This window comes from Micromonospora sp. WMMC241 (assembly GCF_027460165.1).
Taxonomy (GTDB): Bacteria; Actinomycetota; Actinomycetes; order Mycobacteriales; family Micromonosporaceae; genus Micromonospora; species Micromonospora humi.
Window position 1 is genome coordinate 173,429 of the sequence record NZ_JAPZBF010000001.1, and the last position, 12,390, is coordinate 185,818.

14 protein-coding genes are annotated in these 12,390 nt (G+C 75.0%); 6 read left to right on the forward strand and 8 right to left on the reverse strand.

Features of this window, described 5'->3' with window-relative positions; translation table 11 throughout:
- Positions 1 to 73: 73 nt before the first annotated feature.
- The 5 genes from O7598_RS00865 to O7598_RS00885 all read right to left on the reverse strand — a co-directional run bounded on the left by O7598_RS00865 (position 74) and on the right by O7598_RS00885 (position 3,708).
- Complete coding sequence (locus O7598_RS00865) at positions 74 to 961, reverse strand: class I SAM-dependent methyltransferase (RefSeq protein WP_269689564.1); 888 nt, start codon at positions 959 to 961, stop codon at positions 74 to 76.
- Positions 958 to 1,452, reverse strand: coding sequence for a hypothetical protein (locus tag O7598_RS00870; protein ID WP_269689565.1), 495 nt, complete (start codon positions 1,450 to 1,452; stop codon positions 958 to 960). The genes O7598_RS00865 and O7598_RS00870 overlap by 4 nt, the downstream gene beginning before the upstream one ends.
- Before the next feature lie 2 nt (positions 1,453 to 1,454).
- The gene (locus O7598_RS00875; RefSeq protein WP_269689566.1) at positions 1,455 to 1,916 is read right to left on the reverse strand and encodes a hypothetical protein; all 462 of its coding nucleotides are present in this window, start codon (positions 1,914 to 1,916) and stop codon (positions 1,455 to 1,457) included.
- A 9-nt stretch (positions 1,917 to 1,925) separates the two neighbouring features.
- Positions 1,926 to 2,714, reverse strand: a complete 789-nt coding sequence (locus O7598_RS00880) for a metallophosphoesterase family protein (protein ID WP_269689567.1) — start codon at positions 2,712 to 2,714, stop codon at positions 1,926 to 1,928.
- 316 nt (positions 2,715 to 3,030) lie between these two features.
- Positions 3,031 to 3,708, reverse strand: a complete 678-nt coding sequence (locus tag O7598_RS00885) for a Crp/Fnr family transcriptional regulator (protein WP_088976469.1) — start codon at positions 3,706 to 3,708, stop codon at positions 3,031 to 3,033.
- 175 nt (positions 3,709 to 3,883) lie between these two features.
- Here O7598_RS00885 and O7598_RS00890 point away from each other — a divergent pair, with 175 nt between their 5' ends.
- From O7598_RS00890 to O7598_RS00915, 6 genes are all read left to right on the forward strand, one after another.
- Positions 3,884 to 4,546 carry an adenosylcobinamide amidohydrolase gene (locus O7598_RS00890; protein WP_269689568.1) on the forward strand — a complete coding sequence of 221 codons (663 nt, stop codon included), beginning with the start codon at positions 3,884 to 3,886 and terminating at the stop codon, positions 4,544 to 4,546.
- 214 nt (positions 4,547 to 4,760) lie between these two features.
- On the forward strand, positions 4,761 to 5,984 hold the full coding sequence (locus O7598_RS00895) for a CapA family protein (RefSeq protein WP_442929911.1): 1,224 nt from the start codon (positions 4,761 to 4,763) through the stop codon (positions 5,982 to 5,984).
- Positions 5,985 to 6,043: 59 nt separating this feature from the next.
- Positions 6,044 to 6,823 carry an endonuclease III gene (gene nth, locus O7598_RS00900; RefSeq protein WP_269689570.1) on the forward strand — a complete coding sequence of 260 codons (780 nt, stop codon included), beginning with the start codon at positions 6,044 to 6,046 and terminating at the stop codon, positions 6,821 to 6,823.
- Positions 6,820 to 7,428: a TlpA family protein disulfide reductase gene (locus tag O7598_RS00905; RefSeq protein ID WP_269689571.1), complete on the forward strand. Its 609-nt coding sequence runs from the start codon at positions 6,820 to 6,822 to the stop codon at positions 7,426 to 7,428. Before nth ends, O7598_RS00905 begins: the two co-directional genes overlap by 4 nt.
- Positions 7,425 to 8,114 carry an NUDIX hydrolase gene (locus O7598_RS00910; RefSeq protein ID WP_091070208.1) on the forward strand — a complete coding sequence of 230 codons (690 nt, stop codon included), beginning with the start codon at positions 7,425 to 7,427 and terminating at the stop codon, positions 8,112 to 8,114. The genes O7598_RS00905 and O7598_RS00910 overlap by 4 nt, the downstream gene beginning before the upstream one ends.
- 76 nt (positions 8,115 to 8,190) lie before the next feature.
- Positions 8,191 to 9,369, forward strand: a complete 1,179-nt coding sequence (locus O7598_RS00915; protein ID WP_269689572.1) for a MarP family serine protease — start codon at positions 8,191 to 8,193, stop codon at positions 9,367 to 9,369.
- A gap of 57 nt (positions 9,370 to 9,426) precedes the next feature.
- Here the strand turns inward: O7598_RS00915 and O7598_RS00920 are convergent, their stop codons facing one another.
- From O7598_RS00920 to mycP, 3 genes are read right to left on the reverse strand one after another with little or no spacing between them, the layout of a single operon-like run.
- Positions 9,427 to 10,152, reverse strand: a complete 726-nt coding sequence (locus O7598_RS00920; RefSeq protein ID WP_269689573.1) for a phosphatase PAP2 family protein — start codon at positions 10,150 to 10,152, stop codon at positions 9,427 to 9,429.
- A gap of 30 nt (positions 10,153 to 10,182) precedes the next feature.
- Entirely contained in the window at positions 10,183 to 10,977 is a 795-nt protein-coding gene (locus O7598_RS00925; protein ID WP_269689574.1) for a phosphatase PAP2 family protein, read from the reverse strand.
- Between the two features lie 39 nt (positions 10,978 to 11,016).
- A complete protein-coding gene (gene mycP / locus O7598_RS00930) occupies positions 11,017 to 12,309 on the reverse strand; it encodes a type VII secretion-associated serine protease mycosin (protein WP_269689575.1) in 1,293 nt (430 codons plus the stop codon).
- Positions 12,310 to 12,390: the final 81 nt, after the last annotated feature.

Genomic DNA, 12,390 nt, shown 5'->3' on the forward strand with positions numbered 1-12,390 from the left:
GCGTTGCTCACGGGCGACTCCGGGCGGTGTCGGCGGTGCTCACGGGCGCGGCTCCGGGCGGTGTCGGCGGTGCTCACGGGCGTCGCCGGGCGACGACGAAGAGGTTGGCCGAGCGGAACAGCCGGCCGTCGAGGTGGATGCCGCGCTCCAGCAGGCGGCGTACCGGCCCGCCGGTGAGCAGCGCCGGGATCTGCAACCACCGCCAGAACAGGTTGGCGCCCGTCACCGTGGTCGGTGCGAAGCCGGCGGCGGCCAGCAGGCGGAGCAGGTCGGCGGTGCGGTAGTTGGTGTGCCGGTCCCGGCCGACCGACATGTCGCCGCGCAGGTCGTCGGAGAGGTCGGCGAACCGGTCGTGCCAGACCTGCGGTCCGAACCGCCACGAGTAGACCAGGCGGTGCAGCCGGGGGAAGTCGAACTTGGCGTTGTCGGGGTCGAGGAAGCTGAAGACGTGCCGGCGCGGCACGGTCAGCACCAGCAGCCCGCCGGGGGCGAGCACCCGGTGCGCCTCGGCGAGCAGCGCGGCCTCGTCGGGCACGTGCTCCAGCACGTCGAGCAGGCTGACCGAGTCGAAGCGGCCGTCGGCGAACGGCAGCGGCCCACCAACCCGGAGCCGGTGCAGCGGCAGGCTCGGGTGGCGCTCGGCGAGCCCGGCCAGGTAGCCCGGGTGGGGGTCGGCACCCTCGCAGGTCACGGTGCCGTGCTCGTGCAGCACGCCGAGGAAGTCACCGGGACCGCAGCCCAGGTCCAGGTGCCGGCCGGTGCGACCGGCCAGCGCCGCCCAGGCGAACGCGTACCGGCGTAGCGGATGCGCGGCGAACGGCGACGCGCCCGGCCGGCGCGACGCCTCGTCGGCCCCGCTCGTCTGCCCGGTTGGGCGCTCGTCGGCCCGGCTCATCGGCCCGGTTGGGCGCTCGTCGGCCCGGCTCATCGGCCCGGTTGGGCGCTCGTCGGCCCGGCTCATCGGACCAGCCGGGCGCAGAGCGCGTCCAGCGTCTCGGCGAGCCGTTCGCCGTCGACCGCGCCGGGCAGCGGGCGCTCGGCCAGCAACCGCCGCTGCCGTTCGGGGTGCGCGGTCACCACGGCCGGCAGGTCAGCCACCTTCCACACCGCGACCACCCGCCCCGAGCGTTCCTCCTCGCGCAGGTAGGCGACCTGATGGTCGTTGCCCATCTCGCCCCGTGCCGCCTCCCGGGCCACCGCCACCGGCACCCGACCGAGTCGCTGCACCAGCCGGACGGTGTTCCCCGCGTGGGTGACCACCACGTCGGCGGTGGCCAGCCGCTCCCGCAGGTCGTCCAGGGGCAGGAACGGGGCGTGCGGGCACGGCGGGGTCACGGTCGAGGTGCCGGTCTGGACGAACACCTCGTGCGCGGCGCAGAGCGGCGTGACGGCGTCGACCAGGCGGTCGAACGGCCAGGGGCCCATGCCGACGGTGACCAGGACGCGGGCCATGGTCAGTAGAGTTCCCCGACGAGCACCGCGCGGGGGCGGGACGCCAGCAGCGCGGGACGCTGCACCAGCACGGCGGCGGCGAGCCGGGAGCAGAGCCGGGCGGCGGCGCCGGCCGGCCCGGTCATGTTGAACGTCTCCAGCCAGAGCGAGGGCACCCGGAGCAGACGGGCGGCGAGGAAGACGCCGACGGCCACCCCGGTGCCGGCCGAGACCACCACGTCGGGTCGCTCCCGACGCAGCAGCCGCAGGGCCCACCAGGTCGCCGGCAGCACCCGCAGCCGGGTGCGGGTCGACAGCTCGGGCCGCCAGTGCACCCGCTGCCCGGCCAGCGCCACCTCGGTGTCGGGGGCGCGGACCGCCACCCAGACCGGGTCGTGCCGCTCCCACCACGGGCGCAGGGCGAGCAGGTCGAGCAGGACTCCGCCGCTGCTGGAGACGAGGAGTATCCGGTATCGCCGGCCCATCACGCCACGCTATCGCAGAGTCGCGGATCGGGGTGGCCCGTCCAGGATGGACGGTCGGCGACCGTCCCGGGGCCCGAAGACGGCGAGCGCGTCCAGGTCGGAGTAACGCCCGCGCAGATACTCGTCGACCCACGCCGCCGCCTCGGGGAAGCCGGACCCGGCGATCACCTGGTCGGCGGCGGCGTCCACGTCGTACCGGGTGCGGCGCAACTGCACACCGGGGCCGAGCAGCGCCCACCAGGCGCCCGCGCCCCCGTACGGCATGCCCGTGCTGCCCGGGTTGACCACCAGGCGGCGGTCGACCAACCGGGCGAACGGCATGTGGGTGTGCCCGCACACCACGGTCCCGACCTCGGCGGACAGGCCGGCGAAGACCTCGGCCCAGCGCTCCGGCCGCGAGTCGACGAGCACGACCTCCTCGTCGTCGCGGGGCGTCGCGTGGCAGAACAGCACCTCGCCGAGACCTGCCACCGGCAGCGTGAGGTGCGGCGGCAGCGCAGCCAGCCGGGCCACCTGGTCGGCGCGGAGCTGCCCGGCGGCCCAGTTGGAGACCTCGATCTCCGACGGTTTCCCGGCCCGCGCCTCGACCAGCTCCCGGTCGGCGTTCCCGCCCACCCAGCGGGCCCGGTCGCCGAGCGCGGTGAGCCGGTCCAGCACCTCGACCGGCTGTGGGCCGGCGGCCAGGTCACCGGTGAGCACGATCAGGTCGGCGGCGGCCACGTCCGGCTCGGCCAGGACGGCCTCCAGCGCCGGCAGCACACCGTGGATGTCGGAGAGGACGGCGACGCGTTCATGCATCGCCCGAGCCTGCGCGACCGGCACCGGCACGTCCAGCGATTCTGCGCCCGGCAGACGCCCCGCCGTCGCTGCCCTGGGGTCCGCCGCCAGGCCGGCGCCGTCGGCCCGGTCAGGGCGACGCCGCCGGCACGACCGGCCTGGGCGAGCACCGGCCTGGGCGAGCACCGGCCCGATCGAGCACCGGCCCGATCGAGCACCGGCCCGATCGAGCACCGGCCCGATCGAGCACCGGCCCGGACGGAACCGGCCCGGACCGCGTGCGGCGGTCCGGGCCGGGACGAAGGACGGCCGGGGAGCAACCCGGGCCGGCGGTGGGTCAGACGCGGGCGCGACGGGCCAGGCGCTCCGGGTCGAGGATGATGATGCTCTTGCCGTCCAGCCGCAGCCAGCCGCGGGAGGCGAAGTCGGCGAGCGCCTTGTTGACGGTCTCCCGGGAGGCGCCGACGAGCTGGGCGATCTCCTCCTGGGTGAGGTCGTGGGTCACCCGCAGCACGCCGCCGTCACGGGTGCCGAACCGGCCGGCCATCTGGAGCAGGTTCTTGGCGACCCGGCCCGGCACGTCCGTGAAGATCAGGTCGGCGAGCGAGTCGTTCGTCCGGCGCAGCCTGCGGGCCAGCACCCGGAGCAGTTGCTCGGCGATCTCGGGCCGGTTGTTGAGCCACGGCCGCAGGGCCTGCTTGCGCAGCCGGACCAGCCGGGTGTCGGTGACCGCGGTGGCGGTCGCCGTCCGCGGGCCGGGGTCGAACAGCGACAACTCGCCGACCATGTCCGACGGGCCCATCACGGCGATCAGGTTCTGCCGGCCGTCCGCGGCGCGGCGGCCCACCTTGATCTTGCCGGACAGGAGGATGTAGAGACTGTCGCCGGGCTCGCCCTCGTTGAAGACCACCTCGCCCTTGCGGACGTCGATCGTCTCCATCTCCTTGGCGAGCGCCTCGGCAGCCTCCGGGTCGACACCCTGGAAGATCCCGCTGCGGGCCAGTACCTCGTCCATCGCGCACCTCCGCCTGCGCGTGCCGTCCGTCGGCCCGGGTCCGCCGTCCGCTGATCCCTCGCGCGCCGCCAGTCTAGGCGCACATGAGCAGGAATCGGAGGTGCACCCCTGGATCCCCGCCCTCCGGGCCGGGCCGGCACCACCCGTTCCCACCTGTGATCGTAGGGTGACCGGCGTGCTGAGCGAGCCGACCCTGACCAGCCGGTCCGAATCCGGGTGGGACATCCCGTTGCTGTGCTGGCGGGCCGAGACGCCGCTGCTGGCGGTCGGCTCCGCCCCGCTGGGTGGGGGGATCGGCGTCCGCCGGTGGGTGCTGAACGCGACCGTGCCGATGTCGTACGACCGGGACGACCCCGCCGCCCACCTGGCCGAGCTGGCCCGCGACCTCGACCTGGCCGGGCCCGGGGTCGGGCTGCTGACCGGGGTGGACGTGGCCGAAGTGGTGCGCCGGACGGACCGCGACGTGCGGGTCTGGGCGACCGTCGGCCTGGGGACCCCGGTGTGGGCCGCCGCGCCGGCGCCCGCGACGCCCGCCCAACGCGTCGGCACGGTCAACATCGTCGTGTACGTGCCGGCCCGCCTCGGTGACGCGGCGCTGGTCAACGCGGTGGCCACGGCCACCGAGGCGAAGGCGCAGGCGATCTGGGACCTGGGACTGCCTGCCACCGGCACCGCCACCGACGCGGTCACCGTGCTCTGCCCGGCCGACGGCGAGCCGGCCCCGTACGGCGGCCCGCGCTCGACCTGGGGCGCCCCGCTGGCCCGCGCCGTGCACGCCGCCGTCCGCGCCGGGGGCGCCGGCACCGTCGTGCCCTGGTCCGACCGGCGGGCCGGCTGACGTGCCCCGGTCCGACCGGTCGGCCGCTGACGTGCCGTCGTGCCCGGTCCGACCGGGCGGGCCGGCCGACGGGCCGCGGCGGCGCGCGGCCGGCCCGAGGCGGGTCGGCGGGCCCCGCCGACAACCGCCGGTCCGGGTATTCCGGCCATTCGGTCCTCGTCGTGGCGTTCCCGGCACGGTAGCGTCGCCGACGATGTACGCTCCCGCCCGCTCTCTGCCCCGTTCCCGCCGCGCCGCCGGCCCGCACCCGGCCGGTCCCGGCCCGCGCCGTGCCGTCCCCGGCCGTCCGGCCCCCGGCTCGCGCCTCGTCGCGCTCGTCGCGCTCCTCGCCGTCCTCCTCGCCGCCGGCTGCTCCGACTCCGGCGGCACCGACGACCCGCTCTGGCAGACCGGGCAGGGTGGCGGGTCGACCGGCTCGGCCGGCCCCGCGACCGGCGACCAGCCGGCGGCGACCGACGGGACGACCGAGGCGTCGATCTCCCTCACCGCGACCGGTGACGTGATCATGGGGAACGCGCCCAACCGGCTGCCGCCGAACGGCGGCAAGGGCTTCTTCGACGACGTGAAGTCCGCGCTCAAGGGCGACCTGGTGATGGGCAACCTGGAGGAGCCGCTCACCGAGGACACCGGCGCCGGCAAGTGCGGCCCGAACCCGAAGAACTGCTACCAGTTCCGGGCGCCGCCCGGCTACGCGGCGCACCTGCGCTCGGCCGGGTTCCAACTGCTCAACCAGGCCAACAACCACGGCAACGACTACGGCCAGCAGGGCTACGAGAACACCCAGTCGGCGCTGGAGGCGCACGGGCTCAAGCACACCGGGGCGCCCGGCGAGATCACCGTGGTCGACGTCAAGGGCGTCAAGGTCGCAGTGGTCGGCTTCTCGTCGTACCCCTGGTCGAACAGCCTGGTCGACCTCGACGCCGCCAAGCAGGTCATCGAAATGGCCAAGGGGATGGCCAAGCTGGTCGTGGTGCAGGTGCACATGGGTGCCGAGGGCGCCGAGAAGACCAGGGTCAAGCCGGGCACCGAGACGTACGTGGGCGAGAACCGGGGCGACCCGATGCGCTTCGCCCGCACCGTGATCGACGCCGGCGCCGACCTGGTGATCGGGCACGGCCCGCACGTGCTGCGCGGCATGGAGTTCTACCAGGGCCGGCTGATCGCCTACAGCCTGGGCAACTTCGCCGGCGGCGGGAAGTCGCTGAACAGCGCCGGCCGGCTCGGGTGGGGCGGCGTGCTCAAGGTGTCGCTCACCGCCGAGGGCCGCTTCGCCGGCGGCACGTTCACCTCGACCGCGATGAACGGCGTCGGTCGGCCGGCCGTCGACCGGCAGGACCGCGGCCTCGGTCTGGTCCGCGAGGTGACCCGGGCCGACTTCCCGGACACCGGCGCGAAGATCGACGCGTCCGGCAAGATCAGCGCGCCGAAGGGTGGCTGAGCGCACGCCGCCCGCGTCGACCCACCGGAGCGTCGGCCCCGCGACGTAGGCTGGCCGGCGTGACCACGCGCTCCCCCGAGACCGACCTCGGCCGTACGCGTCGGGCCCGCCGCATCGGGCGGGTGCTGACCGAGACCCACCCCGACGCGCACTGCGAACTCGACCACTCCAACGCGTTGGAGTTGGCGGTCGCGACGATCCTGTCCGCCCAGTGCACCGACAAGAAGGTCAACGAGGTCACGCCGAAGCTGTTCGCCCGCTACCGCTCCGCCGCCGACTACGCCGGGGCGGACCGCGGCGAGATGGAGGAGCTGATCCGGCCCACCGGCTTCTACCGCAACAAGACCAGCTCACTGATCAACCTGGGCCGCGCGCTCTGCGAGCGCTACGACGGCGAGGTCCCGGGCAAGCTGGTCGACCTGGTCACCCTGCCGGGGATCGGGCGCAAGACCGCCAACGTCATCCTCGGCAACGCGTTCGACGTCCCGGGCATCACCGTCGACACCCACTTCCAGCGGCTTGTGCAGCGCTGGCAGCTGACCACCGAGACCGACCCGGTCAAGATTGAGCACGAGATCGGCGCCCTCTACCCGAAGCGCGACTGGACCATGCTGTCGCACCGGATCATCTTCCACGGCCGCCGGGTCTGCCACGCGCGCAAGCCGGCCTGCGGCGCGTGCACACTGGCGAAGCTCTGCCCCGCCTACGGCACCGGGCCGACCGAGCCGGCCGCGGCGGCGAAGCTGCTGAAGGGTCCCCGCGCGCGGGACCTCGCGGCGGCCGTCGGCCTCGATCCCGACCTGGTGCCGCAGCAGGCGGCCGTGGCGGACGCGCCGTGACCCGCCGGCTCGCCCGCCTGCTCGTCCCGCTGGTGCTGCTGGCGGCGGCGGGTTGCACCGCCACGGCCGAGGAGCCGGCCGGCCCGGCGCCGGCCACCCGGGCGGAACGTCCGTCCCCGTTCGCCGACTGCGCCCCGCTGACCGTCGCGCCGGCCTCGGCCGTGCCCTCGCCGGCCGGAAAGCCCCTCGGCCCGCTGCCCGACCTCGCGCTCAACTGCTTCACCGGTGGCACGCCGGTCAAGCTGCGCGACGTCAAGGGCCCCGCCGTGATCAACGTGTGGGCGTCCTGGTGCGCGCCCTGCCGCAAGGAACTGCCCGCCTTCCAGCGCCTCAGCGAACGGGCCGACGGCCGGTTCCAGGTGATCGGCGTGAACAGCCGGGACAGCCGCGGCGGCGCGCAGTCCATCGGCGAGGACTTCGGCGTCGGTTTCCCGATGCTCGTCGACCAGGGCGACGCGTTCGAGCGCGCGCTCGAACGCAGCGCGTTCCCGCTGACCGTCCTGGTCGGCGCCGACGGCCGGATCCGGCACATCGAGGGCACCGGCGCGCTCGACGACGCCCGCCTCGCGACGCTCGTGCGGACCCACCTCGGGGTGCGGGTATGACCCGACGGCCGCCGGCCTGGCTCGACCCGCTGCTGGGCCGGCTCGGCACGGCGCGGGCGGAGGACTTCACCCGGCTCACCACCCCCGAGACCGGCGGCCGGGAGAGCGCCGTGCTGGTGCTGCTCGGCGAGGAGCCCGGCGTCGGGCCGGACGTGCTGGTCCTCCAACGCGCCGCGACACTGCGCAACCACGCCGGTCAACCGGCCTTCCCCGGCGGCGCCGCCGACCCGGAGGACGCCGACGCCCGGGCCACCGCGCTGCGCGAGGCGAACGAGGAGGTCGGCCTCGACCCGGGCAGCGTCACCGTGCTGGCCGAGCTGCCCCGGCTCTGGATCCCGGTCAGCGACTTCGTGGTCACCCCGGTGCTCGCCTGGTGGCACGACCCGCACCCGGTGCACCCGCGTGAGCCGGCCGAGGTCGCGCACGTCGCCCGGCTACCGGTCGCCGAGCTGGTCGACCCGGACAACCGGATGCGGGTCCGCCACCCCAGCGGCTGGATCGGGCCGGCCTTCTCGGCGCGCGGCATGCTGGTCTGGGGGTTCACCGCCGGCGTGATCGACACGCTGCTGGAGATGGGCGGCTGGGCCCGCCCCTGGCCGCGCTCGCGGGTGGTGGAGCTGCCGCCCGTCGCCGCCCCCGCGCCGTCGGCCGGCACCGACGCCGCCGACGAGAGCCCGGTGCGCTGATCACCCGCACGGATCCTCAGGTCACGTTCAGCGAGCGCTGAGCCGGCCGCGAGCCCGGTGCCCGTACCCTTGGGGCGTGTCCGCCGTGGATCTCGTACTGCTCCTGCTCATGCTCGTGTTCGCGATCAGCGGATACCGTCAGGGCTTCGTCATCGGTGCCCTGTCGTTCTCCGGGTTCTTCCTGGGCGCGTTGCTCGGCCTCCAGATCGGCCCGCTGATCGCCCAGCAGTTCGCGTCCAGCGGCACCCGGGTGCTGATCTCCCTGGTGGCCATCTTCGGGCTGGCCGTCCTGGGCCAGGCGTTGGCCGGCTGGCTCGGCTCCAACCTGCGCGCGGCCATCACCGGGCCGACCGGGAAGAAGGTCGACGACGTCGGCGGCGCGTTCATCTCGGTCATCGCGGTCATGCTGGTGGCCTGGCTGGTCGCGGTGCCGCTGGGTTCGTCCTCGGTGCCCTGGCTGGCCGCCTCGGTGAAGGACAGCGCGCTGCTCACCGTGGTGGACCGGGTGCTGCCCGACCGGGCCCAGGACCTCTCCACCGCCCTGCGGGACACCGTCGACACCAACGGCTTCCCCGACGTGTTCAACGGCCTGGGCAGCACCAACGCGCGCCAGGTCTCGCCGCCCGACCCGGCGCTGGCCAACTCCCAGGTGGTGCAGAACAGCAAGCGGTCCGTGGTGAAGGTGCTCGGCTCCGCGCCGAGCTGCTCCCGCCGGATCGAGGGTTCCGGCTTCGTCTACGCCGACGACCGGGTGATGACCAACGCGCACGTGGTGGCCGGCACCCGCTCGGTGGCGGTGGAGCTGCGCGGCGAGCGCTACGACGGCGAGGTGGTGGTCTACGACCCGGATCGGGACCTGGCCGTGCTCTACGTGCCGGGGCTGCCCGGGCCGTCGCTGCGCTTCGCCGCCGGGGCCGCCGCCAGCGGCGCGGACGCGATCGTGCTCGGCTTCCCCCTCGACGGCCCGTACGACGCCCGGCCGGCCCGGGTGCGGGACGTCGACCGGATCACCGGGCCGGACATCTACTCGTCCGGCGACGTGACGCGGGAGATCTACACGATCCGGGCGCTGGTGCGCAGCGGCAACTCCGGCGGCCCGCTGGTCTCCTCGAACGGCCTGGTGCTCGGCGTGATCTTCGCGGCGGCGGCGGACGACCCGAACACCGGCTTCGCGGTGACCGCGGCCGAGGCACGGTCGGTGGCGCTGACCGGCGCGGAGCGTACCCGGGGCGTCGCCACCGGCGACTGCACCTGACCGGCGACCGGCGGCCGATTTCTGTACCGGCCGGCGGGCGGGCGACCGGCGCGGCGGTCAGCCGCCGGCCGGCGCCGCGGCGGGCGCCACGTCGTCACCCGGCCGGATCGGCGACAACTTCGCGCGACCCCAGGTGAGCGTCTTGTCGAGCACCGCCCGGGCCATGATCGCCACGCAGGTGCCGCCGTTGAGGAACGAGGCGACCACGTCGCTGGGGTGGTGCATGCCCCGGTACATCCGGGTGAGCGCCACACCGACCGGCACCAGCACCAGCAGCGTCCACCAGGCGACCTTGGCCGGGGTGCTGCGCGACCGCAGTGCCAGCAGCACGGCCAGACCGACGTAGAGCGCGGTCGCCGCCGAGGTGTGCCCGGAGGGGAAGCTGGAGGTCGGCGGGGAGGCGTCCATGTGCTCCACGGCGGGCCGGTTCCGGTCGATGACCATGGTGGTGAACAGGAAGATCAGCGCCTGCGCGATGACCGCCGCGCAGAGGAAGATCGGCTCCCGCCAGCGGTGCAGCACCAGCCGCAGTACCAGCGCCGCCAGCACCGTCACCACGACGATCATCTGGGTGCTGGCCAGCGTGCTGAAGACCAGCGACACGTCGTTCCAGCCGGGCGACCGGTCGCCCGCGAACTCGCGGTTCACCCCGTCCTCCACGGTGAACGGCCACGTGTGCGTGAACACCCGGGTGACCAGGAGGCCCAGCCCCACCATGACGGCGAAGAGCAGGGACACCGGCAGCAGGACCCGCCGGGCGATCTGGACCGCGACATCGGACATGAGCCGCCCTATACCCCTGCGGGCGTTCAGTTACGCCCGTCTGTCCGCCGGTCCCGGGTCGGCCAGCTCCGGCTCGACGCCCTCCCGCAGCGGGCGGACCCGCCGGTGACCGGCCCCGGTCCGCCAGGTGGCGAACCCGGCCGCGGTGGCCGCGACCACGGCCGTCCCCAGCACCCAACCGCCCACCACGTCGCTGGTCCAGTGCACGCCCAACGCGATCCGGCTGAGCCCGGTCACCACCGTCAGCAGCGTCGCCGCCGTCCACAACGCGACCCGCCCGGCCCGGCTGTGTTGGACGAACGGCAGGAAGACCAGCAGCAGCACCCCGGCGGCCAGCGCCGCGGTCAGCGCGTGCCCGGACGGGAAGGAGTAACCGGCGGCCCGGGCCACCGGCTCCAGCAGATCCGGCCGGTTCCGGCCGACCAGCAGCTTGAGCAACGCGCCGAGCAGCCCACCCACGAGCATCGTGGTGACCACCCAGACGGCCAGCCGCGGAGCCCGACGCCGCAGCAGCCAGACCACCACAACCGCGGCGGCCACCCGCAGCGGGCCCGGCCCGAACACGTGCGTCCACACCGTCATCGCCCGCACCCACGCCGGATGCTCCAGCGCGTAGCCGTGGAACGCGTCGGTGACCGACGCGTCCAGCCGGAGCAGCGGCGGCCACGCGCCCAGGACCAGCAGCGCGAGCAGGGCGAACGGCACCAGCACCAGGACCGCCGCGGCGGCGGCCAGGGTGAGCCGCAGGCCCAGCGAGTGATCGGGGTCCAGGCGGCGGCGCCGCCAGGACCGGTCACGGACGGACGTCGGACCGGTGCTGTTCATGTGCCGTTCACTACCCCGGACCGGGCCCGGTCAGACCGGTCAGCGGCGGGCCCGCCGGAACCGGCGCACCATCAGCGCGGCACCGGTGAGCAGGGCGACGAACAGAGCCAGACCGGTCCATAGCCGCTCCGGCGCGGAGACCTCGGCCTGGCCCGCCGGGCGGGCCGACCACCCGGTCTGCTTCGGGCCGCCGAACGGGTCACCGCCCTGCCCCGCCACCGCGGCCCGGGTGTCCGGGCCCGCACCGGGGGCGGGCCCGAAGCCCACCACGCCGGGGGAGGCGTTGTCGTCCAGCGGGTTCTGCCCCACCGCCGCCACGTCGGCGGTGAGCGCGGCCACCGGGTCGACCATGCCGTAGCCGAAGCGGTCGTCCCGGCCGGTGGGGCCCAGATCCCGGGCGGTGCTGACCAGCCGGTTGACCACGTCACCGGCCGTCATCTTCGGATAGCGGGCGCGGACCAGGGCGGCCGTCGCGGCGACCAGCGGCGCGGCGAAACTCGTTCCCTGGACCCGCCAGTAGCCGCCCCGCGAGCGGGCGCCGTAGAGAGCGGTGGCGGGGGCGCTCAGGACCGTCTCGTGGCCGGTGATCGAGCCGGACCAGAGGTTCTCGCTGTCGCGGTCCAGGCCGGTGACCGCCAGCACGCCCGGCTCCCGGGCCGGGTACCAGACCTTCGTGGTGGTCGAGGTGGCCAGGTTGCCGGTGCAGGCGACCACCACCACGTCCCGGGCGAAGGCGTAGTCGAGCGCGGCGGCCAGGGCCGGGCTGTCACCGCTGCCGCCGAGCGACAGGTTGACCACCCGGGCGCCGTTGTCGACCGCCCAGCGCACCGCCTTCGCGATGACCAGGGCGTCGTCGTAGCGGTTCTCGGCGTCCAACACCCGGATCGGCAGGATCCTGGCGTCCGGCGCCAGGCCCACCACGCCCCGGTCGTCGTCGGCCCGCCCGGCGATCAGGCCGGCCACCGTGGTGCCGTGCCCGACCGGGTCCGGCTCGTCCCCGCCGCCGGCCGGATCGACCAGGTCGAGGCCGGGCAACACCTGACCGGCCAGGTCGGGATGGGAAGCGTCCACCCCGGAGTCGATCACCGCGACCACCACGCCGCGCCCGGTGGAGGTCCGCCAGGCGGTCTTCGCCCGCAGCTCCTTCAACTGCCACTGCTCGTCGCGGACCTGGTCGGTGCGGAGCGCGGCGACGGGGGCGGCCGGCGCGGCGTGCGCCGGAGGCGCCAGCGGACCGGCCGTGACGGCCAGCGCCGCCACGGCGGCGAGCAACGCCCGCCCGGCGAGACGCCGGGGCGGCACGCCGGGAAGTCCCTGCCGATCCCTGGTCACATTCCCCAGCCATTCCGTCGCTTCCGACACATGCTGCTCGGAGATTACCGGTTGTCCCGGCCGTCACGGGGCAACTCCGCG